Consider the following 26,946-nt stretch of genomic DNA (forward strand, 5'->3'; position numbering starts at 1 on the left):
CTGGATGCTATGCGCTCCGCGGGCCGGGCGTTCGGGGGCCGTCTTCAGCCGCGGGCCGGCGGTCGCCGGGCGTGCGGTTCCCCGTGCCCCTTGCCGGCGCTCCCCCCGCTTGCGTCAGGACGTCACCGGCCCGCGTGCGGACGTACAGCACGGACCGTCCCGCCCGGCGCCGTTCGACGAGGCCCGCCTCCCGCAGGACCCTCAGATGGCGGCCCACCGACCCCAGCCCCTGACCGGTCACCGCCGTGAGCTGGGTGGTGCTCAGGGGGGACGCGAGGAGGAGCAGGACGTCAGCGCGGGCCGGCCCCAGGAGCGCGCCCAGGGCCGACGGGACGGTCCGGGCGGCGGGGTGGGCGAGGGCGCCTGCGCACGGGTAGACCGCCGCGTAGCGCACCCCGTCCTCCCAGGCCACCCAGCCCGCCCGCTGCACGGTCACCGGCACGAGGAGCAGCTCGGCGCCGGCGATCTCGCGGGGCGGGTACGCGTGCGGGTTGATCTGGAGGCGGTTCTCGCCGAGCCATCTGGTGCGTCCGGGGCGCAGCGCGTCGAGCACGCTCGCCCAGCCGCCCCGGCTCACCTGCGCCGTCCGCGCGACCACGTCCGCCTCCAGCACCCGCCGGCGCCGCTCCCAGGACGGCCGTACGGTCTCCTCCCACACCCACTCCAGGAGCAGGGCCGCCCGCTCGGGCAGGTCGTCGCGGTCCAGCTCGGCGGGGAGCGGGCCGCCCAGCGAGGTGCGCAGATGGGCGCGCGCCGCGTCGGGCGGGGCTGCCCGGACACGGGCCACCTCGTCGGCGAACCGCTCGCCGCCTCGGGGCGGCGGTGTCAGGAAGTCGGCGATCCACCTCCGGCCGAGTCCGGCGCCGACCAGCCGGGCCGTCACCGGATCGGCGGCCAGCCGCGCGCGGTAGGCCGGCAGATGGGACCGCAGCCACCGCTGCTCACCGGGATGCGCGGCGTCCGCCGCGTGCAGCAGTTTCAGGTTTGCGAAGGTCTCGGCGAGCGGGGAGACGACGAACCGGCTGCGGGCGAGCGTGTCCGCGTTGAGCTCCCACCAGCCCATCCCGGCCCCCTCACGGCCGTACGGCCTTTCGCGCTCGCGCGAAACAATAACGAGCCGCGTGCGGGCCGGCCGAGACTCCCGGGCATGCCTGGTTACCGATCACTGTTCCGCACCCCGGAGTTCACCCCGCTCTTCCTCGGCTCGGCCGCGCAGACCGCCGCGCAGACCGTCGGCGGGCTGGCCCTCGGCACGCTCGTGTACCGCGCGACCGGATCGCCGCTGCTGTCGGCGGTGAGCATGTTCGGCCCGTCGCTCGCCCAGGTGCTCGGCGCGAGCTTCCTGCTGTCCGGCGCCGACCGGCTGCCGCCGCGTACGGCGCTGGGCGCGATCGCGCTGGTGTTCGCCGCCGGGACGGCGGTGCAGGCGGTGCCCGGGCTGCCGGTCGGCGCGACCCTCGGCGTCGTGCTGGTGCTGGGGCTCGTGGCCTCGCTGGGCGGCGGGGTCCACTGGGGGCTGCTGAACGAGGTGCTCGACAAGGGCCGCTACCTGCCGGGGCGTTCGCTGTTCAACATGATGGGCGGGCTGATGCAGATCGCCGGGTTCGCCACCGGCGGGGCCCTGCTCGCCGCGCTCTCCCCGCGGGTGTGCCTGCTGGCGGCCGCCGGGCTGTACCTGCTCGCCGCGCTGGTGCTGCGGCTCGGCCTGACCGCCCGCCCGCCCCGGGCCGCGGGCCGCCCCTCCGCGGCGGCGACCTGGCGCACCAACGCCCTGCTCTGGTCGTCCCGCCCCCGCCGTCTCACCTACCTCGGCCTGTGGCTGCCCAACGGCATGGTCGTCGGCTGCGAGTCGCTGTACGTGGCGTACGCGCCGCACGCCGCCGGCACGCTGTTCGCCTGCGGCGCGTTCGGGATGTTCGCCGGGGACGTGGCGGTCGGACGGCTGCTGCCGCCCGCCGTACGACGCCGGCTGGCGACGCCGCTCCTGCTGCTGCTCGCCGCGCCGTACCTGGTGTTCTGCGCGCGTCCGCCGCTGCCGGTGGCGGCGGTGTGCGTGGCGGTCGCCTCCGTCGGGTTCGGTGCGAGTCTGCTGCAGCAGGAGCGGCTGGTGGAGCTGACGCCGGGTGAACTCGCCGGTCAGGCCCTCGGGCTGCACTCGGCGGGGATGCTGACCCTGCAGGGGGTGAGCGCGACGGTGGCCGGGACACTGGCGCAGCTCACCTCGCCCGCCGTGGGGATGACGGTGATGGCGGCGGGCTCGGTGTGCGTCACGCTGGCGCTGGCTACGGCCGGTCGTCGGTCTCCCGCGCCGGAGCCGGAGCCTGCCGGGGCACGTTGAGGTCGGCGTCGATCTTCTGGACGGCCCGGTCGAAGTAGCGCAGCAGTTCGACCGGGAAGGGCATGACGAGGGTCGAGTTCTTCTCGGCGGCCACCTCCACGACCGTCTGCAGAAGCCGCAGCTGCATCGCCTCGGGGGTGTCGGACATGATCCTCGACGCGTTGGCGAGCTGCTGGGCGGCCTGGAACTCGCCGTCGGCGGTGATGACCCGGGCCCGCCGTTCCCGCTCGGCCTCGGCCTGGCGGGACATGGACCGCTTCAGCGACTCCGGCAGCTGGACGTCCTTGATCTCGACGCGGTCGATGTGGACGCCCCAGCCGGCGGCCGGGCTGTCGATCATCAGGGCCAGTCCCTCGTGCAGCCGCTCCCGGTCGGAGAGGAGGTCGTCGAGGTCGCTCTTGCCGATGATGGAGCGCAGCGAGGACTGGGCGACCTGGCCGACCGCGAAGACGTAGTCCTGGACCTCGATGGCCGCGCGCACCGGGTCGGTCACCCGGAAGTAGACGACCGCGTCGACCTTCACCGACACGTTGTCCCGGGTGATGCCCTCCTGCGTGGGCACGGGCATGGTCACGATCTGCACGTTCACCTTGCGCATCCGGTCGGCGAACGGGATGAGGAAGGTGATGCCGGGCGGACGGTGGCTCGGCAGGGCCTTGCCCCAGCGGAACACCACCCCGCGCTCCACCTGGTTGACGACCCGCATCCCGCTCTTCAGCACGCACAGCAGGAGCAGTACGACGACGACCACTGCGACGACGGTGCCTTCCATGGCACTCCCATCTCCGACGCGTTGTTCCGTCCGGTACAGGACAACCAGGAGGACACCGGGGCGGGGGCGGGCGGATGCGGCCGGGGCGTCAGGGAAACGTAAAGAAAGCCGGACGCCCGGCTGACCGGCCCTCCAGCGGGCCTGGAGCGGGAGCGGGCAGCGTGGGGGTAGTCGGGCTGCCGGAGTGGGGCGGCCGTTGTCACTGAGGGGAGACGCCGTGTCCCAGGCGGTCAGGAATACGTACGCACAGGTCTCCGGGGAGGTCTACGCCGAGGTCCGGACGTTCTACGCGTGGCAGATGCGCCGGGTCGACGCGCTGGACATCGAGGGGTTCGCCGCCACGTTCACCGAGGACGGGGAGGTCGTGCACGCGGGCGGGGCCGTGCAGCGCGGGCGGGAGCAGATGCTCGCGGGGATGCGGGCCGCGCTGCCCCGCTACCGCGACATCGCCGTACGGCACTGGTTCGACCACGTGCTGATCGAGGCCGACCCGGTCGACGGGGACACCCTGCACGTGTCGTACTACTCGCTCGTCACCCAGACCGACCGTGAGGGCAACGTCGTCTTCGAGCCGACCTTCACCGTCGAGGACGAGCTGGTGCGCCGGGACGGAGTGCTCTACACCAGGCGCCGGGTGATCCACCGCGACACCCCGGTGGAGCCGCCCGTGCAGGCCGGCTGAGGCCTCGGGCGCGAACGGCGAGCGGGGATGCGCCGGACGGTGTACGACCGTCCGGCGCATCCCCGTTGTGCTGTGCGCGTTGTGCGGGTCGCTCAGGCGTGGCAGGCGGGCAGGCCGCCGTGGAAGGCGACCATCTCCTTGAAGGACGCCACGACGTCGAGCCGGGCGCCGGGGGGCAGGCCCTGCCGCTCGGCGAAGGCCCGGTGCAGATTGCCCACCAGGCGCTCGGCGTCGACCAGACCGGCGAACTCGCCCAGGTCGGCGCGCTCCGCGGCCTGCAGCGGGGACAGGCCCTCGCGCAGACCGTCCGCGGCCAGGCGGTCCAGCAGCCGCAGATACGCCTCCGTGAAGTCCAGCAGCTCCGGGCCACCGGCCGGACCGTGGCCCGGTACCACCGTGCGCGGACCCAGCGCGCGCAGCCGCCGCAGCGCCTCCAGCGAACCGCTGACCGAGCCCATCAGGACGTACGGGGTGACCCCCGACCACACGACGTCGCCGGTGAACAGCACCGCCCGCTCGGGGACCCACACGACCACGTCGTTCGCGGTGTGCGCCGGTCCCACATGCAGCAGCTCGGCCCGCGGGCCGCCCGTGTGCAGCGTCAGCGTGTCCTGGAAGGTGAGTGAAGGCAGGGTGAGCGGTGTCTCGCCCCACTCCACGCCGGGCCACAGCCCCCGCAGGTGCAGACCCGCCTCCGCGCTGTCCGACCGGGTCCCGGTGTGCGCGACGACCAGCGCCCGCGGCGTGAACTGGCCGTTGCCGAAGGTGTGGTCGCCGTGGAAGTGGGTGTTGACCACGAAGTCGACCCCGCCGGGGACGACCCGTTCGACGGCCTCGCGCAGTCGCCGGGTGCGGGCCTCGGTGGCCGCCGTGTCGACGAGGACCGCGAAGTCCTCGCCGACCACCAGGCCCGCGTTGTTCACGCACCAACCGCCGCCGGGCTGCACATACGCGTACACGCCCTCCGCCACCTGCTCCAGCGACGGCGGCGCCTGGACGGGAGCGCTCATGCCGCCCTGCCCCGGTCCCCGGCGGCCGGTGCGGCAGCGGTGACGTGCGCGTAGGCGCCGCGGTGGAACACGAGCGGCCGGGCCTCGCCGGACCGGTTGTGCACGGTCACGACCCGGCCGATGAGCAGGACGTGGTCGCCGGCCTCGTGCTCGTCGTACAGCTCGCACTCGAAGTACGCCTCGGCCGCGGGGAGCACGGCGTGGCCGAGGGTGCCCTCGACCGCGCCGAGGCGCGTCATCGCGGCCCGGCCCGCCGGGCGGTCCGGACGGCAGAACTCCTGGGCCAGGTCGCGCTGCGACTCGCTGAGCACGTTCACGGCGAAGCCGCCGCCGCGCTGGATCTTCGGACGCATCCGGCCGTCCGCCTTGACCGAGACCAGCAGCAGCATCGGATCGAGGGACACCGAGGTCAGACTGTTGAGGGTCATGACGATGGTGTCGTCGCCGCTGCCCTGTGTGAGCAGGGTGACCCCGGTGGGGAAGCGGCCCATCGCGGCCCGGAAGGCGGCGACGTCGGTTGTGGGTTCGGCGAGCAGCGTGCCACCGGTGTCGGTCATCGTGGAGGCTCCGTCTCTCGTAGCGGGGTCGGCGGCGGTCGGTGGGGATCAGTAGTTGCCCAGGCCGCCGCAGACGTTGAGCGCCTGGGCGGTGATGGAGGCGGCGGTGTCCGAGGCGAGATAGCCGACCAGGCCCGCCACCTCCTCGGGGGTGGAGTAACGGCCCAGCGGGATCTTCGCGTTGAACTTCTCGAGCATCTCCTGCTCGCTCACGCCGTAGTGGCCGGCGTAGCCCTGGCGGACCCGCTGTGCCATCGGGGTCTCGACGTAGCCGGGGCACACCGCGTTCACCGTGATGCCGGTCTTCGCCAGCTCCTTGCCCACGGCCTTGGTGAAGCCGACGACGCCGTGCTTGGAGGCCGAGTAGGGGGCGGCCAGCTCGACGCCCTGCTTGCCGCCGGTGGAGGCGATGTTGATGATGCGGCCCCAGTCGCCGTCCCGCATCCGTCCGGTGCTCAGCACCTCGCGGGTCACCCGGAACGTGCCGTTCAGGTTGGTGTCGATCACGTCGAGCCACAGGGCGTCCGGCAGCTCGGCGGTGACACCGCCGCCGCCCCGGCCCGCGTTGTTGACGAGGATGTCGATCCGCCCGTACGCGGCCACCGCCGCCTCGACGGCGGCCTTCACCTGCTCGCTGGAAGTGACGTCGCAGACCGCGCCGGAAACCTCCAGGCCCTCCTCGCGCAGCCGCTTCACCACCGTGGTGACGCTTTCCTCGGCACGCGCCACCCCGAACACCGCCGCCCCCTGACGGGCCAGCAGTTCGGTCACGGCCAGCCCGATCCCGCTGGTCGCGCCGGTGACGAAGGCAACCCGTCGTCCCGCTTCTGTCATCGTGCTCTCCCAAGAGGTCGTGGGGCCGGGAACGGGACGACCGTGACCGGGGGGCCTAGGACGCCGGTCGCCTCCGGCCGGAGCGGGGCGCGGGGAACCGCGCGGTCCGCCACGACGCGGCCGCAGCCGCACGACGACACCACGCGGCACCCCCATCGCCGCCCTACCGGCGATCCGGCGCATGTCGAGCCCCACACGCCAGCGTGATCGGACCTGTGCAGACGCCGGACAAGGAGGGCCCCGTGCCCGAACAGACGCAGACCATCCCCGACGTACGGAAGTCGGTGACCGTGGCGGCCAGCCCCGCCGACTGTTTCCGCGTGTTCACCGAGCAGCCGGCCGAGTGGTGGCCGGCCTCCCACGTGCTGGTCAAGAAGGAGCGGGCCGGGCTCGCCTTCGACCCCGGTGTCGGCGGCCGGTACTACGAGTGGGACGTGGAGGGCACCGAGATCGCCTGGGGCCGGGTCCTGGAGTGGGAGCCGGGCCGCCGGCTCGTCATGACCTGGCGCATCGACGGGAACTGGCAGTCCATCCCGGACGACGAGCGGGCCAGTGAGATCGAGGTCGACATCGAGCCCGTGGACGCCACGCACACCAAGGTGTCGCTCGCACACGTCAAGCTCCACAAGCACGGTGAAGGCGCCGAGCGGATCTTCCGCGCCCTGGACGGCCCCAGCCCGGGGGAGACCCTGGAGCGCTTCGCGCAGGCCGTCGCACGCGGCGTCTGACCGTCTCGTCACGACAGGAGGTCACAGGGATGGGAAACGACTCCGGCAACGGAACAGGACTGCTCCCCGCCGCCGACAAACTGCGTCTGCTCGCGGCCGAGCACGCCCCCGAGGCGGACCGGCGACGCGCTCTCGCCCCGGCGGTGACCGAGGCGCTGACCGAGGCCGGCTTCGCCCGGCACTTCGTGGCCGGGCGGTGGGGCGGCAGCGAGGGCACGTTCGGTGAGCTGACCCGCGCGGTCCTCACCGTCGGCGAGGGCTGTGCCGCCACCGCGTGGTGCGCGTCCCTGGCCGCGTACTCGGCACGCTTCGCCGCCCACCTGCCCGCCGAGGGGCACCGGGCGCTGTGGGGCCAGAGCCCGGACACGGTCATCGCCACGGGGCTGATGCCCGCCGGGCGGGCCCGGCCGGCCGACGGCGGCTGGCGGCTCACGGGCCGCTGGGCCTACGTCAGCGGCATCGACTTCGCCGACTGGGCGCTGCTGTGTGGCGCGGTCGCCCGGTCCCACGACGACGGGCCGCCCGAGCTGCGGTTCTTCGCGCTGCCCCAGGGCGCGTTCAGCGTCGAACGGACCTGGGACAGCGTCGGTATGCGGGCCACCGGCAGCCACACGGTCGTCGTCGACGACGCCCTCGTACCGGATCATCTGTCGTTCGCCCGCACCGACATGCTCAGCGGGCGCAACGCCACCTCCGAGGTGCCCGCCCACAACGTGCCGTTCCAGGCCGTCGGCGGGCTGACCTTCATCGCGCCCGTGGTGGGCGCCGCCGCCGGCGCGCTGCAGGCGGCCGGCGGGCTGCTGACCGGACGCAAGCGCACCGTCACCGCCGAGACCAAGCTGGTACGGGCCTCCGGACGCATCGACGCGGCCCGGCACCTCGTCGAGCAGAACGCCGGCGTCCTCGACACGCGCGCCTTCACGCCCGAGCTGATGGCACGCAACGAACGCAACGCCACCTTCTCCGCCGAACTCCTGCAGGGCGCCCTGGAGCTGCTGGTCCGCGCCACCGGCACGGGCGGCCTCGGGGAGACCCACGCCCTGCAGCGGATATGGCGGGACGTCACCTCGGCCACCAGCCACGTCGCCCTGCAGTACGACACCGCGGCCCGCAAGAACTACTCCACGGTGCTGCTCGGCCCCGCCGACACCTGAGGGGGCCCGGCGCCGAAACGGCTCCAGTTCCAGCCGACTTGGTCTCCATCACCGGTTCCTACGGTGGTGGAGACCTTGGCCGCTACATCGAAGGAGTCACGGTGACTGCCCTTCAGGAATCCGATGTGTACCCCCTGCCCGGTTCGTCGTACCGGGGACCGGCACCGCGCTACGCGGAGCTGCGCCAGACCCGGCCGGTGGTCAAGGTGCGCACCGCGGGCGGGGTGGACGCCTGGCTGGTGACCCGCTACCAGGACGTGCGGGAGCTGTCCGCCGACCCCCGGCTGAGCCGGGCGCTGGCCTGCGGCGAGGGCGCCCCGCGGATCGGCGGCACCATGCACACCACCCCCGAGATGATCATCTCGCTGGACTCGCCCGAGCACTCCCGGCTGCGCAAGCTGGTGGCCGGCGCCTTCACGATGCGCCGGATCGAGCGCATGCGGGACAACGTGCAGAAGGTCTGCGACGAACTCCTCGACGGCATCGAGGCGCGCGGCGGCACCGCCGACCTGGTGCAGGAGTTCGCGGTCCCGCTGCCGCTGACCGTCATCGGCGAGCTCCTCGGCGTACCGGCCGAGGACCTGCGCACCTTCGAGAAGTGGGCCCGTGCCTTCGCCACCGTCGACGAGCGGGCCGGCGGCAAGGAGTCCCTCGACGGGCTCGCCAAGCTCAGCGAGTACATCGTCGGCCTCATCGCCGAAAAGCGGGCCAACCCCACCGACGACATGCTCTCCGAGCTGATCGCCGCCCGCGACAACGACGACCGGCTCAGCGAGCAGGAGCTCGTCACCTTCGGCTTCACGCTCATCGGCGCCGGCTTCGACACCACCGCCAACCAGCTCGCCAACTCCGTGCTGGCGCTGCTGGTGGACGCCCGCGACAAGTGGGAGTGGCTGCGCGAGGACCACGCCCGGATCCCGGTGGCCGTCGAGGAACTCCTGCGGCACGTCAACCTGTTCGCCACCGACACCTCCGGGTTCCCGCGGATCGCGGCGGAGGACATCGAGGTCGGCGGCGTGACCATCCGCAAGGGCGACGCGGTGCTGCTCGCCCTGGCCTCCGCCAACCGGGACGAGACCGTCTTCGCCGACCCCGACCGGCTCGACCTGGCCCGCGACCACAACCCGCACATCTCCTTCGGCCACGGCCTGCACTACTGCCTCGGCAAGCACCTGGGCCGCATGGAGCTGGTGATCGCCATCGAGGCCCTGGTGTCCCGCTTCCCCGACCTGCGCCTGGCCGTGCCCGAGTCCGAACTGCCCTGGCACGTCGGCGAGATCAACCACACGCTGACCAGCCTGCCGGTGGTCTGGGGGGACTGAGCGAAACCCACCGGACGGCGCACCGGAGCACAGCGCACAGGAGCCGGTCCCGGAACCCGCCAGGGGTTCCGGGACCGGCTCGTCCGGCTACGGCGGTCAGCTCGCCGCGGCGCCGGCGTCCTTGACCGGGCCCATCACCGCGAACCGCGCGCCCTGGTCGTCGGCGACGAGGGCGGAGCGCCCGAACGGGCTGTCCGAGGGCTCACGGCTCACGCTGCCGCCCAGCTCCAGCACCTTCGCCACCGTCTCGTCGGTGTCGGCCACCGAGAAGTACACGAGGGCGTGCGCGGGGACCTCGGCCGGGATGAACTCGCCCATCTGCAGGCGCCCGGCGACGGGCTGCGGGTTGCCCTGCAGGAACCACAGCTTGAAGTCGAAGGGGCCGTCGGAGATCTGCTGCCCGGTGAAGCCGAACACGGTCTCGTAGAACGGGTCGACGGCGTCCTTGTCCCGGGTGTAGATCTCCGGCCAGAAGAACGAGCCGGGCACTCCCTGGACGTCGAAGCCCGCGCGCGTGCCCGGCTGCCAGGCGCCGATGTGCGCCCCGCCCGGGTCGGTCGCCACCAGCAGGGTCCCGGCGTCACCGATCGCGGTCGGCTCCACCACGACCTTGCCGCCGGCCTCCCCGATGCGCCGGGCCAGGTCCTGGGCGTCCGGGGTGGCGAAGTACAGGTTCCAGGCGGCGGGGGCGCCGCCCTGCGCGGGCGCGAGGGCGGCGACGCTCTTGCCGTCCTTCAGCGCCGGCGTGTAGGAGCCGAACCGCTCGTCACCCGGCTCGAAGGTCCAGCCGAGCAGCGCCCCGTAGAAGCGTCGCGCGGCCTCCAGGTCGGGGACGCTGACGTCGACCCAGCACGGGGATCCGGCGGCGAATGCGGTCATGTCTGCCTCATTTCGTTGCAGCAGGGGGGTACACAGACGTGGTCATGGCGCACGCTAGGGGCGTCCGCTGGAGCGGTGGACGAGAACGGCCCGCGCCCGGCTCGAGGGGGAGCGAGCCGGGCGCGGGCCGTGGTCCCAAGGGCCGCGCGACGATCAGGGCACGCGGGTGCCCCGCGCGCTGACCGTGATCGGGCCGAGCCGGGCACCGGTCTTCTCGACGACGGTGAACGCGACGGCGGTCGTGGTGAAGGTGTCGCCCACGATCCGGCCCTGGTGCACCGCGTACACCGTGCCCGGGTAGGTGCCGCCGGAGTCGGCCACGTCGGGGCCGCCGTGCGTGATGGAGAACGCAAACGCACCGTCGGGCCGCGCCGTCCAGTAACCGCTGCCGGGGTACTGGGGGGTGCCGTCCGGGCCCGGAGCGCCGTCCGTGGTCAGCGTGTGATCGGCGGCGAACGTGAAGTGCGAGGTCGAGGTCACCGCGTCCGGTCCGGTGCCGATGGTGACGGCGGTGGTCCAGGTGCCCACCGGGGACATCGCCGGGGAGACCGGGTCGGCGGCCGCGGTGGAGGCGGCAGCGGCCCCGGTGAACACCGCGGCCACCAGAGCGAGCCACAGGCCGAGGGCTCGCAGGGTGGCGCGGCGGGGCCGCACATGAGCGATCGTGCTGGTGTCAGACATGGGGGGTACCTCTCGGACGTGGGGGCGGAGTCTGACCCGGGTGTGCCGCGCCGGCCTGCGCGGCGGGGGTCACTGGCTGGTGGCGTCGGACACCTTGACGGCCTGGGCGCTCACCGAGATCGGGCCCTGCATGGTGCCGTCCTGCTGGGTGGTGAAGGCGTAGGCGTGCGTGCTGAAACGGGTGCCGTGGTGGCTGAGGTGCCCGATGTGCTCGGCCTGTACGGCACCGAGGTAGGCGCCGTCCGGACGGCCGTTGTGGTTGATGTACATCGCGATGTCGCCGCGGCCGTCCTCGTTCCAGAATCCGTGGGCCACGTAGGCGGGCACGCCGTCGCCGTCCTTGGGGCCCTCCGCCGACAGCCGGTGGTCCGGGGCGAACACGAAGCGCGGCGTGGTGACCGCGGCGCCCCCGTCCGGTGTGGTGACGGAGACCGTGAGGTCCCAGGTGCCGACCAGGGCGTCGGTGCGGGGGGCCGCGCCACTGGGCGCCGCCGACAGGGTCAGCGTCCCGGCGATCGCGGCGGACACGGCCAGCGACGCCAGCAGGGTGCGGCGGGTACGGGTGGTCGATCTGCTCTCGGACATGTGGGGACAGCCTCTCTGGTGCGGGTGCCGGTGGCCGGCGCTCTGGTCTGGCGGGTCGGGCAGGTCTGTCTGCCCCGTGTGCGGGGTCACGCGTGCGCCGGGGCCGGTGAACTCGGCCTCGTCACGAAGGACTTGAGGTCGAAGCCCGGGGCGCGCGCCTCGGCGGGGGAGGGGCCGGTGCCCGACGACAGAAGACGGCGGGCGATGGCGTGGTCCGCGGGCCTGCCGACCGACTCGGCGCCGGTCAGCCGGCCCGCGCGGAAACACAGCACGGAGAAACGGGCGCCGTCGGGATCGCCGACGGTCACCGTCTCGTCGTGTCCCGCGGTCAGTCCGGCCATCTGCAGCCGCAGCGCGTACTGCTCGGACCAGAACCAGGGGACCGCGGTGTACGGCACGGACTCGCCGCAGATCGCGGCGGCCACGCACCGGGCCTGGTCCGACGCGTTCTGCACCGACTCCAGGCGAATGTGGCGCCCTTGGCGGGCGCTGGGGAAACGGGCGCAGTCACCGATGGCGTACACGGACCGGTCGTCCGTGCGCAGCCACTGGTCGACGATGACGCCGTCACCGACGAGGAGCCCCGCCTCGGTGGCGAGCCGCGTCTCGGGCAGGGCGCCGACGCCCACGATCACGAGGTCCGCGGGCAGCCGCCGGCCGTCCAGCAGCTGCACCCCGGCGACCTCGCCCGCGGGGGTGCCGTGCAGGGCCGTGACCTCCGCGCCGAGCAGCAGTCGCACCCCCTGGCTCCGGTGCCGGCCGGCCAGCCACTCGGACAGCTGCGGGGTCAGGGCACGGGCGAGGACACGCCGCTGCGCCTCCACCACGGTGACGTCGTGGCCCAGGCCGCGCACGGTGGCGGCGGTCTCCAGTCCGACGAACCCGGCGCCGAGCACGACGACCTGCCGGGGCGGACCGGAGAGCAGGCCGCGCAGCGCCTCCGCGTCGGCGAGCGTGCGCAGCGTCAGCACACCGGACAGGTCCATGCCGGGCACCGGAAGCGTGCGCGGCCGGGAACCGGTGGCGAGGACCAGCTTGTCGTAGCGCAGCGTGCCGCCCGAGGCCAGCCGGACCCGCTGGACGTCCGGCTCGACGCGCTCCGCACGGTCGCCGCAGACCAGGGTGATGTCCTGCGCCGAGAAGAACGACTCGGTGCGCAGCGTCAGTTCGTCGTGGCGTGTGGCGCCGGTGAGGAAGCCCTTCGACAGCGGCGGCCGCTGGTACGGCGCCACCGGCTCCTCGCCGACCAGCGTGACCGGACCGCCGTAGCCCTTGGCGCGCAGCGCGGCCACCGTGTCCAGGCCGCCCTGTCCGGCGCCGATGACGACGACCCCCCGGGCGGCCATCAGCTCTGCGCCTCGGGCAGGTGCACCACGAGCCCGTCCAGCTCCTCGGTGACCGGCAGCTGGCAGCTGAGCCGGCTGTTCTCCCGGCGCGGGCAGGCCGTGCCGTACAGCACGTCGTCCTCGACGGAGTCCATCGACGGCAGCGGCACGGTGCTCTGCTCGTCGACGTAGACGTGGCAGGTGCCGCACTGCGCGGAGCCGCCGCACTGCGCCTCGATGCCGTCGATGTTGTTCAGCTTCGCGCCGCGCATGACCGTGTTGGGTGCCTGGACGTCGACGACGGTGGCGGTGCCGTTGGGATGCAAGTAGGTGATCTTGGCCATGGCGCTCTCCTCGGGGAATGTCGTCCGGCCCTTACGGCGGTACGGGATCCGGTCCGCGACGGCGGCGGATCCGCCCCGCTCACGTACGGAGGGGGACTGTGGGCGCCCGGTCTTGAGACGCCCTTGAGCGCCCCTTTAGGCGGCTGGCCGGATCCGTACGGCGCACCGCGCCCGCGGCCGGCCGGGTCCGTGGGGCTCGACCCGGCCGCGATCGGCCGTCGACCACCCGGGCGCAGCGTGCCCGCATGACCGCTTCGACCGTGCGGCCCGCCGCGACGCCCGTCCGCACCGGGCCGCGGCTCGGGCTCGTCCTCGCCGCCTGCTGCCTGGGCCAGTTCATGAACGTGCTCGACGCCTCGGTGGTCAACGTGGCGCTGCCCGCCATCGCCGGGGACCTGCACTTCGACCGGCACCACCTGCAACTGGTCAACAACGCCTACACCGTCGTCGTGTGCGGCTTCCTGCTGCTCGGCGGCAGACTGGCCGACCTGTTCGGACAGCGCAGGATCTTCCTGGCCGGCGTCGGCCTGTTCACGCTCGCCAGCGCCGTCGGCGGGCTGGCGCACAGCCCGGCGACCCTGATCCTGGCCCGCGCCTTCCAGGGCCTGGGCGCCGCCGTCATGGCGCCCGCCACGCTCACCGTGCTCGGTACGACGTTCACCCGGCCCGAGGCCCGCGCGCGGGCCTTCGGCTGGTGGAGCGGGGTGTCCGGGGCCGCGGGGGCGATCGGTGTGCTGGCCGGCGGTGCCATCACCGAGTGGCTGTCCTGGCGCTGGACCCTCCTGATCAACGTGCCCATCGGGCTGGTCCTGTTCGCGACCGTCCGCTGGGTCGTACCGCCGGGACAGCACCGTGACGGGCCGCGCCCCCGCCTCGACGTCCCCGGCGCCGTCACCGTCACGCTCGGCCTGATGGCGGTGGTCTGCGCGGTCGCCGAGGCGCACACCTACGGCTGGACGTCGGCCGCGGTCCTCTCCCCGCTCGTCGGCGGGGCCGCGATGCTCGGGCTGTTCGTACTGATCCAGGCCCGGTTCGCCCGGCATCCGCTGGTCCCGCTCGACGTCTTCCGCATCCGCTCGGTGGCCGCCGCCAACCTGGTCGCCTTCTTCGGCGTCGCGGCGCTGTTCAGCACCTTCTACTTCTTCACCCTGCTGCTCCAGCAGGTCCTCGGCTACAGCCCCGTGCGCACCGGCCTGAGCTATCTGCCGCTGTCGGCGGGCATCGCGCTCGGCGGCTGGGGTGTGTCCGGGCTCGTCCCGCGCACCGGGCCCCGGCCCGTCCTGCTGACCGGCCTGGCGCTGTCCAGTCTCGGCCTGCTGTGGCTGGCGCAGGCGGACGCGGACGCCACCTACGTCACGGACCTGCTCGGGCCCGTCGTGCTGCTCGGCTTCGGCATGGGCGCGGTGCTCAACGCCACGACGAACGCCGCCACCGCCGGCCTGCCCGCCCACCAGGCGGGCCTGGGCTCCGGGCTGCTCAACACCACACGTCAGCTCGGCAGCGCCCTCGGCCTGGTGACGCTGGCCGCGCTGTCGGCCCGCCGTATCGACGAGGCGTCGTCCCCCGGACCGGCGGCCTCCGCCCACGCGCTCGCCTCCGGCTACGACCTCGCCCTCACCGGCGGCGCCGTCTTCGCGGCCATCGGCCTCCTGGCCGCCCTGGCGGTGCCGGGGCGGGGGAAGGACAAAGGCGTTCCCGAGCAGTGAGAGGGGTGCGGTCCGCGTGGTGACGCCGGTGCCGGTGCGCGCCCCGGAGGGGCGCGGGGAACTGCGCGACCAGCCACGACGCAGCCGCAAGCCGAACGACGGCACAGCACGGCACTTCCCTCGCGGCACGGCCCGGAGCGCCCGTCAGGAAAGGATCCAGGCCCCCTCAAGCCACTGACGGGACGCTGAACCTCCTGACCAGAACGGAGGTTCGCGGTGCTCACCGACTTCTACGCCCAGCGACCGCAGTGGTCGCCGGACCCCGACGACGCACTGCTCGAACACGCGACGATCCAGGTGCCGCGCGACTACGCGGACCCGGACGGCGAACGGATCGACATCGCCCTCAGCCGCCGCCGGGCGACAGAGCCGACGCGGCGGCGCGGCATCCTCCTCGGGGTCAACGGAGGCCCCGGCGGTGACTGGGGCGCCGGCCGCGGACTGCCCGACAAGTACGCCGGCACACCGCTGCACGAGGTGTACGACCTGATCGGGTTCGACCCGCGCGGCACCGGCGCGTCCACCAACCTGCTCGCCGAGGTCACCGTCCCCACCGTCCCGTTCGACTCCCGCCCGCCCGACGAGCTGTTCCCCCGGCTCGCCGAGGACATGCGGCTGCGCGAGGAGGCCTGCGCCCGCGCGGGCGGCGAGCTGCGCCGACACATCAGCACCCCCAACACGGCCCGCGACATGGACGTCATCCGCGGCGTACTCGAAGAGGAGCGGCTGAACTTCGTCGGCTACGCCTACGGCGCGTACGTCGGAGCCGTGTACGGCACGCTGTTCCCCGCCCGCCTCGACCGCAGCGTCCTCGACTCGTGCGTCCACCCCGACTGGACCTGGCGCGAGCAGTTCCTGTGGCAGGGCGACGCGGTGCGGCGCAACGTCGAACGCTGGGCCGAGTGGACGGCCGCCCGCCAGCTGCACTTCGGCCTGGGCGACACACGGGAGAAGGTGTTCGCCGGGATCGAGGAGGTCGTCGTACGCCTGGACGGCCTCGGGCAGGGCCCGCAGCTGCGCACCCTGTTCGACGGTGCCGTCGGCAACCGCGCGGCCGACCGCGGCCAGTGGGCGGAACTCGGCGCCCTCGTCGCCGCGTTGGGCAAGGCGGCCGCCGCCGGCGACGCCGACGCCTGCCGGCGGCTGCTGCAGGAGCAGGGCACCTGGCGTCCCGACGACAGCGAGGGCTCGCTGCGCTGCGGCGTCCTGGAAGCCATCACGCTCGAACACCGGTGGCCCGCCGACCTGGAGGTGTACTACCAGGACATGCGGGAGTTCCGGGAGCGCTACCCGTACGGCTACGGCGTGCTGCGCGCCCAGCCCTGGGTGGGGGCCTTCCGCGCCTTCGAGCCCGCCGAACCCCCGGTCGTGCCGGTCCGCGACGGCTACCCGGTGGGCCTGGTGGTGCAGGCCGACGGCGACCCGATGGACCACTACGCGGGCGGCGTGGCCATGGCGGAGCGCCTCGGCCACCACCTGCTCACCGTCGAGGACTCCGGCGAGCACGAGGTGTACGTGCTCGGCGGCAACCCGTACGTCGACGCCGTGGTCCACCGCTACCTCGTCGACGGCGAGCTGCCGGCGTCCCGCGCCACCTGCCCGGGCCGCACCCCGCGCCCGGACATCGCCGCCGACCCGGACTGACCGCGGCGGCAGGAGACGTGACGCGAGGGGCCCGGTACCGATGCGGTACCGGGCCCCTCGTCGTACGCGCGGCGACCTCACCACGTGACGGGCAGCCCCCACAGGCCGTAGATGACGGCGCCCTCCTTGCGCGGGATCTCCAGGAACGGCCGGGCCAGCTTCAGCGTCGGGACGCGCTGGAACAGCTTGCTCCACACGATCTCCAGCTCCAGCCGCGCCAGGTCCGCGCCGATGCAGTGGTGCACGCCGTGCCCGAAGCCCAGGTGCTTGCGGCTGCCACGGGTGATGTCCAGCTTCTCCGGCTCGGGGAAGACCTCCGGGTCGCGGTTGGCGGCGAGCCCCAGGCAGAGGATGCCGTCGCCCTTGCGGATCACCTGGCCGCCGATCTCGATGTCCTCCAGCGCGACGCGCGGTACGGCCGTGTCGCCGATGGTCGCGAAACGCACCAGCTCCTCCACGGCGGGCTTCACCAGGGAGGGGTCGTTGAGGAGCAGCTCCAGCTGGTCGGGGTTCTCCAGCAGGCAGGCCGTGCCCAGCGAGATCTGGCTGGCGGTGGTCTCGTGGCCGCCGTTCATCAGCAGCCGCACCATGTTGAACAGGTCGCGGTCGGTGTACTCCTCGCCGGACTCCGCGTAGTCGGCCATGGCCCGGCTCAGCAGGTCCTCGCCCGGCTTGCGCCGCTTGAGCTGGATCAGCTCCCGGATGTAGGCGTTGACCTCGACGATCGCCGCCTGCCGCTCCTCGGTGGTGCTGTGGCCGCCGAGCAGGGCCGTGCCGTGCTTGATGAAGAAGTCGTGCTGGTCCTGCGGGATGCCCAGCAGCTCGCAGATCACCGTCATGGGGACGGCGAGGGAGAACACCCGGTGGAAGTCCGCCGGAGGCTGCAGGGCGAGGAGCTTGTCCAGGTGGTCGTCGACGATCTCCTCGATCCGCGGACGCAGCCGCTGCACCTGGCGGTTGGTGAACGTCAGCGCCGCCTTGCGCCGGGTGGAGCTGTGCTCCTTGCCGTCGTAGCCGATGAACGACGTCTCCGTGCGGTACTCGGGCGGGGCGATGAAGTAGAACGGGAAGTTGTCGTGCTTGCGGGAGGCGCTGATCCGCGGGTCGGTGAGCAGCGTCTTGATGGTCTGGTAGCCCGTCACCGTCCATATGCGCAGGCCCGAGCCGGTCAGGGTGACCTGCGAGACGTCCTTGCCGATCATCTCCGCGTACTCGGCGGGCGGCGTGAACGGGCAGGTGCGCTGGTACGGGAACGTCTTGCCCTCGGCCGGCGCGTCCGGCTCTTCGGCAGGGGTGGACACGGCCTCGGTGGCACTGGTGGTCACGGTGGGTCCTTTCAGAAGGCTCAGAAGACTCGGAAGGCGTGGGTGCCTGGGAGGTGCCTGAAAAGTGCCTGGGCCCGCGGGGCCCTAGCGGGCGGCGATGTCCAGACCGCCGTCGACCGTGATGATCTGGCCGGTGACCAGCTCGTTCACCCGGTCCGCGAGACGGGTGATCCACTGGGCGACGTCCTCGGGCTCGGCGATCCGGCCCAGCGGGACGGTGGCGGCGACGCCCGCGAACAGGCCCTCGACCTGCTCCGGGCCCAGACCGTTGGCCGCGTAGGCGTCGGTGCGCACGAACCCGGGGGCGACGGCGTTGACCCGGATGCCGCGCGGGGCCAGCTCGGCGGCCCAGCTGCGGGTGAAGCTGTGCACGGCAGCCTTGCTCGCCGAGTACACGGAGCTGTCCGGGCCCGGGTTGTGCCCGCCCCGGCTGGAGACCAGCACGATCTGGCCGCCGGGGGAGCGCAGCAGGGGCAGCAGGTGCCCGGTGAGCAGCAGCGGGCCGAGGAGGTTGGTCTCGACGACGTCCCGGGCGGTGACCGCGTCGAGCGCCGCCAGCGGGCTGAAACGGAAGATCCCCGCGTTGTGCACCAGTACGTCCAGCACACCGCCCCGCTCGCCCACCGCGTCGGCGACGGCCTGCGCACCGGCCTCGGTGGTCACGTCCGCGCCCACCGGCACGATCGCCTCGTGCAGGGCGCCGACCTCGGCGAGCCGTTCCTTGCGCCGGCCGGTGATGATCACCGTGCGCGCGCCGAGTTCCGCGAACGACAGCGCGGCGGCACGGCCGATACCGGTGCCGCCTCCCGTGACGACGACGGTCTGCTCCGCAAAGGGCTGGTCCGGCATGGCGGTTCCCTCTCTGGTTCGGTCCGAGGGGGCCAGTACAGCGGGTGCGTCTTGGGCGGTGGTCGAGCGTGGGGCGAGCACGGGGCGCCGGCCGCCGGGCGGGCGGGCACGCGGGGCCGGCGGACCTCAGAGCCCCGTGCCCGGGGTCTCAGGCCCAGCGGATCTCCGGGTCCGTGCGGTGCGGTGCCACGAAGGCCAGCAGGGCGCGGCCCTCGCGTTCCACGGCCGCGCGGTCCCGGCGCGCGAGCGGGCGCCCCAGCGGCTCGACGACCAGGGCGCCGTCCTCGATCCGCCACAGCGCCCGCACGAAACCGTCCACGAGCACCGTCGACCTGATCAGCCCGTTGCGGGTGAAGACCAGGCGCCGCTGCTCCTCGGTGAGGATGCGGCTGCGGTCGGCGTGGGCGAGCAGGATGTTGTCGAACTCCGGCAGGAACCGCACCGGGGCCCGCGTCGAGGGATCGGGCAGCGGCGCGTCGGGGACGTCGTACAGATCGCTCCCGTTCTCGTCCTGGAACACCCGCAGTCCGGGCCGCAGCCGCTTGACGACCGCGCCGATCCGGGTCAGCCCGGACCAGGCCTGGATGTCCTTGACGGTGGCCGGTCCGAAGGCGGCCAGATACCGCCGTACCAGGGTGTCCGGCGCGGTGTCGGTCTCCAGGGGGCGCCCCAGCCAGGTCTCGGCGGTGCCGTGCACGGCCAGCCCGCCCTCGCCCCACACCCCGCGCGGCGGCAGCTGCACCAGCGGCACGCGGGCGCGGATGACGTTGGCGAGGGCGAACGGCTCGTACTGCGGCCAGCGTTCGGCGAGCAGCGCGCCGAGGCCGCCCAGCGTGAGCCGCTCGGCATCGGTCAGCTTGCGTCCGTAGGCGCTGACCTCGTCGAGGTCGAGGCCATCGAGCCGGCGGCCGAAGGTGCTGGTCAGCTGGCGGTCCAGGCCGCTCTGCAGCACCGGCCGCAGGGCCAGGCAGTCCCGTGCCGTGACCAGGTGGATGGTGCCGCGCATCAGCGCGATCCGCACCGCCTCACGCCCCCGGATCAGCTCCGCGAGCTCCTCGGCGGCGAAGCCGGCGAGCCGGGTCCACAGGCCGATGTACGGCGGCTCCTGCGCCTGCGCCTGCATGCCGACCAGATGCTCCAGGACGGCGGAGGCGGACCCCGGCCGCCGCTCCAGCAGCAGCTGCCGCGCCAGCAGCGCCCTGTTCAGCGCGCGCCGGTCCAGTACGGTCATCCCGCCTCCGCCTCTCTCCCCGCGAGCGGGGCCCCGTTCAGGACAGCTTCACCACGACGGTGCCGCTGTACCTGCGTTCCAGCAGTGCCACGAAGGTCTCGGGCAGTACGGTCACCCCGCCCTCGACCACAGTGTGCGGGAAGACGATCCGTCCCTCGCGCAGCCAGGCGCCGAACTGGGCGTTCCACTCCTCGATCTGGTCCGGCGTGTGCAGCGTCGCGAAGCCCCGCAGCGTCAGCGACTTGGTGATGGCCGACATCAGCGCGAGCCGGGGACGGCCGCCCTCGTCCGCACCGTGCTGTCCGGCCAGCGCACCGCACAGCGCGAACCTGGCGCCCGGCGCGGCGATCTGGACCGCCGCCTCGAACTGCTCGCCGCCGACGTTGTCGAAGACCACGTTCAGCCCGTCCGGGGCCAGCTCCGCCAGCTGCTCGGCCACCGGGCCGTCGTGGTAGTCGAACGCGGCGTCGAAGCCGAGCTCGTCGACCAGGAAGTCGACCTTCTCCTTGGAACCGGTGCTGCCGATGACCTTCGCCGCGCCCTTCAGCCTGGCGATCTGCCCGGCCAGCGCGCCGACCCCGTTGGTGGCGCCGGACACGAACACCACATCGCCCTCGCCGACCTCGGCGGTGCCGACCATGCCGTGCCACGCGGTCGGGCCCTGGGAGAGGAAGTACTCCGGCCCCGGCAGCAGCGAGCGGTCCCGCTTGAAGAACTCGTGGGCGGTGCCGACGGCGTACTCACGCCAGCCGTTGAAGTGCTCGACCAGATCGCCCACGGCGAGCAGCGGGCTGTGGGACCTGACCACCGTGCCCACCGTACGGCCCCACATGGCCACGCCCGGCTGGAACACCGGGATCGGCAGCGCGGTGTCCGGGTTCATCTGGTCCCGGGCGACGGAGCCCAGCGTCATCCAGTCGTTGCGTACGACGACCTGGCCCTCGCCGGGTTCTTCGAGCGGCGACTCGCCGGGCTCGAAGTGGTCCAGGGTGACGGGTCCTTCGGGGTAGGCGGCGAGCCGGATCTCCCGGCTCGCCGCGGGCAGCTGCTCGGTGGTCATGGGTGCTCCCTGGGAATGCGCGTCAGAGGTGCAGATGGAGGGGAAGGGCCAGCAGGTTGTGGTTCACGTCGCCCAGCCGCCAGGACAGGTCCCGTTCCGCCACGGCGAGCCGGGCGCCGGGAAAGCGGCGGGTCAACTCCTCAAGGGCGACGGCCAGTTCGAGGCGGGCCAGCGGCGCCCCGAGGCAGCGGTGGATGCCGTGGCCGAACGCCAGATGCCCGGGCCCCGCGCGCCGCAGGTCGACGTGGTCGGGGTGCTCGAACACGGCGGCGTCCCGGTTGCCCGAGGGGAAGGCGAGGAAGACCGCGTCGCCGGCCGGGACGGTGACACCGCCGATGACCACGTCCTCGGTGGCGATCCTCGGCAGGCCCGAGGTGTCGTTGCCGTTGAGGTTGACCGTGCGCAGCAGTTCCTCGACGGCGGCCGGGATGTCCTCGGGGTGCTCGCCCAGGTGCCGCCAGGAGGCGGGATGGTCGGCGAGCAGGGCCAGGGTGACGTTGGCGAGCTGGCCCGCGGACGAGTCGAAGCCGGCGCCCAGGAGGGTGAAGCCGAGGGCGACCAGTTCGTCGAAGGAGAGTGCGTCGTCCGCGGGTGCGCCGGGGCCTTGCGCGCTCCGGGGGGCCCGCAGCCGGGCGGCGGCGAGTGCCGAGAGGACGTCGTCGCCGGGGGTCTGCCGCTTGGCCGCCACCAGGCCCGCGATGTACTCGCCCAGCCTCTTCCCGCCCTCCGCGCTGTGCTCGGGGGGCGCCGACACGTCGGCGAACTGCCGCACCCAGGTGTGGAACTGCTCCCGGTCCGCCTCGGGGACGCCGAGGAGTTCGCAGATCACGGTCATCGCGAGCGGTGCCGCGAAGGAGGCGACCAGGTCCACGGGGCCGCCGGTCGCCTTGGCCGCGCCCTCCAGCAAGTCCAGCAGCCGGGACGCCAGCTCCCGCACCCGGGGGCGCATCGCCTCGATCCGGCCGGGCGAGAAGGCCTGCTCGGCCAGGGCGCGCAGCCGGGTGTGGTCGGGCGGGTCGACCGAGATGATCATCCCGGGCGGCGCCTGGAAGAGGCCGCTGAAGGCCGGGGCACCGGGCGCGTAGGCGGCGGCCCGGCTGAGCCGGGGCTCTTCGAGCGCGGCCTTGATGTCGGCGTACCGGGTGACCAGCCAGGCGTGGCCGCCGCCCTGCCACCGCACCCGCACGACGGGCCGCTCGCGCCGCAGCCGGGCGAACAGCGGGGCGGGCCCGCGGTAACTCGACCCGGGGAAGGGGAAGGGGGGCAGGTCTGGGGAGGAGTGCGCGTCAGGCACGATCGTGGCTCCTCGGTAGGGCGAGCGAGGTCGACTGCGGCCGGTCCGGCGCCGGGAAGGGGCGCGGGGCGGTGTTCCTGTGCGGCCCGCCGCGTCGGCGCGGTACTCGCGCGACGGCGTGGCCCGGCCGCATGGAAGGCGTGCTCAGCGCAGGGTCCGGAAGAAGGACCGGAGTTCCTCCACCAGCAGCTCCGGCTGCTCCAACGCCGGGAAGTGCCCGCCGCGTCCGTGGTCCGTCCACCGCCGCAGATCCGTGAATCGCCCTTCGCACCAGGCCCGCGGCATCCGCGCGTCCTTGGGGAACACCGAGAGCGCCGCGGGCACGTGCACGGGGGCGAGGGCCATCTTGTTGTGGCTCTCCCAGTAGATGCGGGCCGACGAGGCACCGGTGCGGCACAGCCACGCCAGGGTCACGCAGTCGAGCAGCGTGTCGCGCGGGACCAGCTTCTCCAGGTCGCCATCGTGGTCGCTCCACGCCCAGTACTTCTCGACCATCCAGGCCAGCTGGGCGACGGGGGAGTCGGTGAGCCCGTAGCCGAGGGTCTGCGGCCGGGTCGCCTGGATGACCGAGTAGCCGCCCTCGTTCTGCTGGAACTCCTTGAGCGCGGCGAGGCCGGCCAGGTCCCTGTCGTCCAGGGCCACCTGTTCCTGCGGCGGCCTGGCGAACGGCATGGCCAGGTGGACGCCCACCAGGTGGGCGGCGTCGGTCTCGCCGAGTACGCCGGTGAGGAAGGAGCCCCAGTCGACGCCGTGGGCCGCGTAGCGGTCGTAGCCGAGCCGGCCCATCAGTTCGGCCCAGGCCGCGGCCGTACGCTCGACCGTCCAGCCGGGGGTGGACGGCTTGTCGCTGAAGGCGAAGCCGGGCAGCGAGGGGCAGACCACGTGGAAGGCGTCGGCCGGGTCCTCGGGGTGGGTCAGGGGCTGGATCAGGTCGAGGAACTCGACGACCGAGCCGGGCCAGCCGTGGCTGAGGAGCAGCGGCAGGGCGTCCGTGTGCGGGGAGCGCACATGGAGGAAGTGCACGCCGAGTCCGTCGATCTCGGTGCGGAACTGGGGCAGGGCGTTCAGCCGCGCCTCGGCCGGCCGCCAGTCGTACGCGGTCCGCCAGTGCTCGGCCAGTTCTCTCAGGTACGCCAGCGGCACCCCCTGCGACCAGTCGTCCACGGTCTGCGGCTCGGGCCAGCGGGTGCGGGACAGGCGGTCCCTGAGGTCGGTGAGGTCCGCCTCGTCGAATGCCACGTGGAACGGCGTGACGTCCCTGCTCATCGCTGGCCCTCCCGGGTCCGGTGCGTACTGGGGTCCCGCGGAGGCTAGGCGGCCGGGCTTGAGCACGGGTGGACCGTGCAGGCGGCCCCCCGGCCGTGAGCGGCCGGGAGCGGACGTGCCGGAGGGTGCCCGCCCCCGGCGGCCGGCGACGGCCCAGCGCCCCCCTTCAGCCCCCGGCGCACCGGTTCCAGTGCGGCGCGAGCAGGCCTGAGGCGGAGTTCCAGGGGCCGCTTGCAGCGTGCCCACTCCGACGAGGAGGAGCCGCAGATGGCGACAGGCACAGGACCGTTGCACGGCCTGCGGGTGGTGGAGCTCGCGGCGATCGGGCCCGCCCCGTTCGCCTGCATGATCTTCGCGGACCTGGGGGCCGACGTGGTGCGGGTCGACCGGACCGACGGCGCCCGGTCGTTCGCGGACTGGCACGGAGAACTCGACCGCGGGCGCCGCTCGGTGGAGCTGGACCTCAAGGACCCGGGCGACGTCGACTGGCTGCTGCGGCAGCTGGAGCAGTCGGACGTCCTGGTGGAGGGGTTCAGGCCGGGCGTGGCGGAGCGGCTCGGCATCGGCCCGGACGAATGCCTGGGGCGCAACCCCCGCCTGGTGTACGGCCGGATGACCGGCTGGGGCCAGGAGGGGCCGCTGGCCCGGACCCCGGGTCATGACATCAACTACCTGGCGCTGACCGGGGCGTTGCACGCGATCGGGGAGGCCGGCGGTCCCCCCGTGCCGCCGGTCAATCTGCTGGGTGACTTCGCGGGCGGCGCGATGTTCCTGGTCGCCGGGGTGCTGGCCGCGCTGTACGAGCGGCAGTCCTCCGGCCGGGGGCAGGTGGTGGACGCCGCGATCGTGGACGGGGCCGGGGCGATGCTCGGCATGCTGACCGCGATGGCCGACAGCGGTCAGTGGCGGCATGAACGCGGGGTCAACCTGCTGGACGGCGGGGCGCCCTTCTACACCTGCTACGAGTGTGCCGACGGCGGCCATGTGGCCGTCGGCGCGCTGGAGGAGCGGTTCTACGGGGCGCTGCTGAAGGGTCTGCAGCTGGATCCGGAGCGGTTGCCCGATCGGAGCGACCCGCTCAACTGGCCCTCGCTGCGGCGGGTGTTCGCCCGCCGGTTCCACACCCGCAGCCGGGACGAGTGGGCCCGCCGTTTCGAGGAGACGGAGGCGTGCGTGACGCCGGTCCTCAGCGTCACGGAGGCCGCCGCACACCCTCATCACCAGGCCAGGGGCAGTGGGCCCGCCACCCCCGCGCCGCGCTTCAGCAGGACTCAAGCGGAATTCCACTGACCGCGGTCATCCTGCCCGGTGGGCGACAGGTTTGCCCACCCTCGCCCGCTTGCCCCACAACTACCCCCCAACAACCCCCCAAGTAATCAGAGAGGCCACATCATGGCTATTTCGTCCGAACAGGCATCGTCCGTCGAGACGGAGGTGGACAGCAGGACGACGGGCGCGGATCCGACGGCGGGGGACAGGCCGCTGGACCCCCGGCGCTGGGCAGCCCTGCTGGTGCTGCTCGTCTCCGCCTTCCTGGATCTGCTGGACGGCACGATCGCCAATGTGGCGGCGCCGTCCATGCAGCGGGAGCTGGGCGCCGGGTACTCGGCCATCCAGTGGGTTCTGGTGGGCTACCAGCTCGCCTTCGCCCTGACCCTGATCCTCGGCGGGCGGCTCGGTGACATCTACGGCCGCAAGAAGATGTTCCTCGTCGGCGTCGCCGGGTTCACGCTGTGCTCGCTCGCGGCCGGCATCGCCCAGGAGCCGTGGCAGCTGGTCGTGGCGCGGGTGGTCCAGGGCGCCTCGTCCGGTGTGATGGTGCCGCAGGTGCTGTCGATCATCCACGTCACCTTCAACGACAAGGAACGGGGCACCGCCTTCGCCCTGCACGGCCTGGTCGGCGGTCTCGCCGCGACGCTCGGTCTGGCCCTCGGCGGCCTGCTCGTGGAGTGGAACCTGTTCGGTCTCGACTGGCGGCTGGTGTTCCTGGTCAACGTGCCCGTCGGCCTGGTGGGCCTGGTGTACGGCGCGAAGGTCATCACCGAGTCGAAGGCACCGCAGGCGCTGCGGCTGGACATCCGCGGCGTGGTGCTGCTGACCCTCGGCTTCGTGATGCTGGTCTTCCCGCTGCTGCAGGGCCGCGAGATGGGCTGGCCCGTGCTGGGCTTCGTCTCCATGGGCGCCTCCGTGCTGGTGATCGCCGGCTTCGTCGCCTGGCAGCGCGAGAAGACCCGCCGGGACGGATCGCCGCTGGTGGAGCTGGGTCTCTTCCGCACCCGCAGCTACTCGGCCGGCCTCGGCGTGAACCTGATCTTCTACGCGGGCATGGGCATGTTCACCATCGGCTGGACGCTGTACATGCAGGTCGGCCAGGGCTGGTCCCCGATGCGGGCCGGTCTGACCAGCCTCCCATTCTGCGTCGGCGCCTTCCTCACCGCCACGTCGTCCGTGATGATCCTGGTGCCCAAGTTCGGCCGCAAGGCGATGCAGATCGGCGCCGTGGTGCTGATGGTCGGCTTGGGCTCGTACATCTGGGTGGCCGGCAAGTACGGCCACGACGTCACCTCCTGGAAGATCGCGATCCCGCTGTTCCTGGTCGGCCTCGGCTTCGGCACGGTGGCCACCCCGCTGCCGCTGATCGTCACCTCCGAGGTGCCGCACGAGCACGCGGGCTCGGCCTCCGGCGTGGTCAACACCAACACCCAGCTCGGCTTCGCCATCGGCGGCGCCCTGATCAGCGTGATCTTCTTCGGCGGCATCGTCGGCAACACCACCGACAACGTCGATCACCAGCTTCCGCAGCTGCGCAAGGAACTGGTGGCGAGCGCGCAGGTCACCCCCGGTGACGCGGACAAGATCGCCGCGGCCTACCGGACCTGCGCCATCGACCGGGCGAGCGAGAAGGACGCCTCCGTCGTGCCCGCGAGCTGCACCGTGCAGCCGCTGCGGGACGCCAAGGTCGCCCAGATCGTCGGCACGTACGGCAAGGCGCAGGTCGGTGACTCCTTCTCCGACAGCTTCCGCACGCTGCTCAAGGCCTTCATCGGGGTCACCGCCGTGGTGCTCCTGCTGATGTTCGCCCTGCCCAAGCGGCTGCGCCAGGAGCAGCCGGCCGGCGAGCCCGAGACCGCAGCGGCCTCCTGAGCAGACGCCCGGCACGACATCACAGGGGCCGGACGGCACACCAGCCGCCCGGCCCCTCAGCCGTGCCCGAGCGGACGACCGCCCGAGAGGTCACCACGACCCGTGGCCGCCGGACGGCCCCTCACCCCACCCCCGGCAGCGTTCAAGCACAGCTCCGGGTCCTTGCGAGCCCCGGGCCGGACTCTGGGTGAAGCCGCGCAGCGAGCCCGCTGCAGG

24 protein-coding genes and 1 pseudogene are annotated in these 26,946 nt (G+C 73.1%); 9 read left to right on the forward strand and 16 right to left on the reverse strand.

The window, feature by feature from the left end; translation table 11 throughout:
• Nucleotides 1-7 precede the first annotated feature (7 nt).
• A complete protein-coding gene (locus IE244_RS12055; protein ID WP_191873308.1) occupies nucleotides 8-1,063 on the reverse strand; it encodes an ArsR/SmtB family transcription factor in 1,056 nt (351 codons plus the stop codon).
• Nucleotides 1,064-1,147: 84 nt separating this feature from the next.
• On the opposite strand from IE244_RS12055, the gene IE244_RS12060 reads away from it, so the two are divergent.
• On the forward strand, nucleotides 1,148-2,338 hold the full coding sequence (locus IE244_RS12060; protein WP_191873309.1) for an MFS transporter: 1,191 nt from the start codon (nucleotides 1,148-1,150) through the stop codon (nucleotides 2,336-2,338).
• Here IE244_RS12060 and IE244_RS12065 read toward each other — a convergent pair.
• Nucleotides 2,286-3,110, reverse strand: a pseudogene (locus IE244_RS12065) (slipin family protein); the annotation flags it as partial. The gene IE244_RS12060 and the pseudogene IE244_RS12065 overlap by 53 nt on opposite strands.
• 217 nt (nucleotides 3,111-3,327) lie before the next feature.
• Here IE244_RS12065 and IE244_RS12070 point away from each other — a divergent pair.
• Nucleotides 3,328-3,792 (forward strand): nuclear transport factor 2 family protein, encoded by a 465-nt coding sequence (locus IE244_RS12070; protein WP_229854062.1) that lies wholly within the window; start codon nucleotides 3,328-3,330, stop codon nucleotides 3,790-3,792.
• A gap of 92 nt (nucleotides 3,793-3,884) precedes the next feature.
• Here the strand turns inward: IE244_RS12070 and IE244_RS12075 are convergent, their stop codons facing one another.
• Genes IE244_RS12075 through IE244_RS12085 form a run of 3 tightly spaced genes read right to left on the reverse strand, consistent with a single transcriptional unit; the run spans nucleotide 3,885 to nucleotide 6,193 of the window.
• Nucleotides 3,885-4,802 carry an MBL fold metallo-hydrolase gene (locus tag IE244_RS12075; protein WP_191873311.1) on the reverse strand — a complete coding sequence of 306 codons (918 nt, stop codon included), beginning with the start codon at nucleotides 4,800-4,802 and terminating at the stop codon, nucleotides 3,885-3,887.
• Nucleotides 4,799-5,359 carry a flavin reductase family protein gene (locus IE244_RS12080; RefSeq protein WP_191873312.1) on the reverse strand — a complete coding sequence of 187 codons (561 nt, stop codon included), beginning with the start codon at nucleotides 5,357-5,359 and terminating at the stop codon, nucleotides 4,799-4,801. Before IE244_RS12080 ends, IE244_RS12075 begins: the two co-directional genes overlap by 4 nt.
• A gap of 48 nt (nucleotides 5,360-5,407) precedes the next feature.
• Nucleotides 5,408-6,193, reverse strand: a complete 786-nt coding sequence (locus IE244_RS12085) for an SDR family NAD(P)-dependent oxidoreductase (protein ID WP_031169480.1) — start codon at nucleotides 6,191-6,193, stop codon at nucleotides 5,408-5,410.
• A gap of 242 nt (nucleotides 6,194-6,435) precedes the next feature.
• Between IE244_RS12085 and IE244_RS12090 the strand changes: the two genes are divergently transcribed.
• The 3 genes from IE244_RS12090 (at nucleotide 6,436) to IE244_RS12100 (ending at nucleotide 9,397) form a co-directional block, all read left to right on the forward strand.
• Nucleotides 6,436-6,921 (forward strand): SRPBCC domain-containing protein, encoded by a 486-nt coding sequence (locus tag IE244_RS12090; RefSeq protein ID WP_191873313.1) that lies wholly within the window; start codon nucleotides 6,436-6,438, stop codon nucleotides 6,919-6,921.
• 29 nt (nucleotides 6,922-6,950) lie between these two features.
• On the forward strand, nucleotides 6,951-8,075 hold the full coding sequence (locus tag IE244_RS12095) for an acyl-CoA dehydrogenase family protein (protein ID WP_191873315.1): 1,125 nt from the start codon (nucleotides 6,951-6,953) through the stop codon (nucleotides 8,073-8,075).
• Between the two features lie 101 nt (nucleotides 8,076-8,176).
• Entirely contained in the window at nucleotides 8,177-9,397 is a 1,221-nt protein-coding gene (locus IE244_RS12100; protein WP_229854063.1) for a cytochrome P450, read from the forward strand.
• Between the two features lie 96 nt (nucleotides 9,398-9,493).
• Here IE244_RS12100 and IE244_RS12105 read toward each other — a convergent pair whose 3' ends face one another.
• The 5 genes from IE244_RS12105 to IE244_RS12125 form a co-directional block, all read right to left on the reverse strand.
• Nucleotides 9,494-10,276, reverse strand: coding sequence for a VOC family protein (locus IE244_RS12105; protein WP_191873319.1), 783 nt, complete (start codon nucleotides 10,274-10,276; stop codon nucleotides 9,494-9,496).
• 153 nt (nucleotides 10,277-10,429) lie between these two features.
• On the reverse strand, nucleotides 10,430-10,957 hold the full coding sequence (locus IE244_RS12110) for a hypothetical protein (protein WP_191873321.1): 528 nt from the start codon (nucleotides 10,955-10,957) through the stop codon (nucleotides 10,430-10,432).
• Between the two features lie 69 nt (nucleotides 10,958-11,026).
• Nucleotides 11,027-11,542, reverse strand: coding sequence for a hypothetical protein (locus IE244_RS12115; protein ID WP_191873323.1), 516 nt, complete (start codon nucleotides 11,540-11,542; stop codon nucleotides 11,027-11,029).
• An 86-nt stretch (nucleotides 11,543-11,628) separates the two neighbouring features.
• A complete protein-coding gene (locus tag IE244_RS12120; protein WP_191873325.1) occupies nucleotides 11,629-12,888 on the reverse strand; it encodes an NAD(P)/FAD-dependent oxidoreductase in 1,260 nt (419 codons plus the stop codon).
• The gene (locus tag IE244_RS12125) at nucleotides 12,888-13,211 is read right to left on the reverse strand and encodes a 2Fe-2S iron-sulfur cluster-binding protein (RefSeq protein ID WP_031169495.1); all 324 of its coding nucleotides are present in this window, start codon (nucleotides 13,209-13,211) and stop codon (nucleotides 12,888-12,890) included. The genes IE244_RS12120 and IE244_RS12125 overlap by 1 nt, the downstream gene beginning before the upstream one ends.
• Before the next feature lie 245 nt (nucleotides 13,212-13,456).
• On the opposite strand from IE244_RS12125, the gene IE244_RS12130 reads away from it, so the two are divergent.
• Entirely contained in the window at nucleotides 13,457-14,917 is a 1,461-nt protein-coding gene (locus IE244_RS12130; protein ID WP_191873327.1) for an MFS transporter, read from the forward strand.
• A 216-nt stretch (nucleotides 14,918-15,133) separates the two neighbouring features.
• Nucleotides 15,134-16,561, forward strand: a complete 1,428-nt coding sequence (locus tag IE244_RS12135) for an alpha/beta fold hydrolase (protein WP_191873329.1) — start codon at nucleotides 15,134-15,136, stop codon at nucleotides 16,559-16,561.
• Nucleotides 16,562-16,638: 77 nt separating this feature from the next.
• On the opposite strand, the gene IE244_RS12140 is transcribed toward IE244_RS12135, so the two are convergent.
• The 6 genes from IE244_RS12140 to IE244_RS12165 all read right to left on the reverse strand — a co-directional run bounded on the left by IE244_RS12140 (nucleotide 16,639) and on the right by IE244_RS12165 (nucleotide 23,586).
• Nucleotides 16,639-17,886, reverse strand: coding sequence for a cytochrome P450 (locus IE244_RS12140; RefSeq protein ID WP_229854064.1), 1,248 nt, complete (start codon nucleotides 17,884-17,886; stop codon nucleotides 16,639-16,641).
• Nucleotides 17,887-17,970: 84 nt separating this feature from the next.
• Nucleotides 17,971-18,735, reverse strand: a complete 765-nt coding sequence (locus tag IE244_RS12145; protein ID WP_191873331.1) for an SDR family NAD(P)-dependent oxidoreductase — start codon at nucleotides 18,733-18,735, stop codon at nucleotides 17,971-17,973.
• Between the two features lie 148 nt (nucleotides 18,736-18,883).
• Nucleotides 18,884-19,966 carry a winged helix DNA-binding domain-containing protein gene (locus IE244_RS12150; RefSeq protein WP_191873333.1) on the reverse strand — a complete coding sequence of 361 codons (1,083 nt, stop codon included), beginning with the start codon at nucleotides 19,964-19,966 and terminating at the stop codon, nucleotides 18,884-18,886.
• A gap of 37 nt (nucleotides 19,967-20,003) precedes the next feature.
• Entirely contained in the window at nucleotides 20,004-21,026 is a 1,023-nt protein-coding gene (locus IE244_RS12155; protein WP_191873335.1) for an MDR family NADP-dependent oxidoreductase, read from the reverse strand.
• A 22-nt stretch (nucleotides 21,027-21,048) separates the two neighbouring features.
• Nucleotides 21,049-22,320: a cytochrome P450 gene (locus IE244_RS12160; protein ID WP_191873337.1), complete on the reverse strand. Its 1,272-nt coding sequence runs from the start codon at nucleotides 22,318-22,320 to the stop codon at nucleotides 21,049-21,051.
• A gap of 144 nt (nucleotides 22,321-22,464) precedes the next feature.
• On the reverse strand, nucleotides 22,465-23,586 hold the full coding sequence (locus IE244_RS12165; protein WP_191873339.1) for an epoxide hydrolase family protein: 1,122 nt from the start codon (nucleotides 23,584-23,586) through the stop codon (nucleotides 22,465-22,467).
• A 267-nt stretch (nucleotides 23,587-23,853) separates the two neighbouring features.
• On the opposite strand from IE244_RS12165, the gene IE244_RS12170 reads away from it, so the two are divergent.
• Complete coding sequence (locus IE244_RS12170; RefSeq protein ID WP_191873341.1) at nucleotides 23,854-24,876, forward strand: CaiB/BaiF CoA transferase family protein; 1,023 nt, start codon at nucleotides 23,854-23,856, stop codon at nucleotides 24,874-24,876.
• A 102-nt stretch (nucleotides 24,877-24,978) separates the two neighbouring features.
• Nucleotides 24,979-26,730, forward strand: coding sequence for an MFS transporter (locus IE244_RS12175; protein WP_191873343.1), 1,752 nt, complete (start codon nucleotides 24,979-24,981; stop codon nucleotides 26,728-26,730).
• Nucleotides 26,731-26,946: the final 216 nt, after the last annotated feature.

The sequence above is a fragment of the Streptomyces filipinensis genome, from assembly GCF_014649495.1.
GTDB classification, from domain to species: domain Bacteria; phylum Actinomycetota; class Actinomycetes; order Streptomycetales; family Streptomycetaceae; genus Streptomyces; species Streptomyces filipinensis.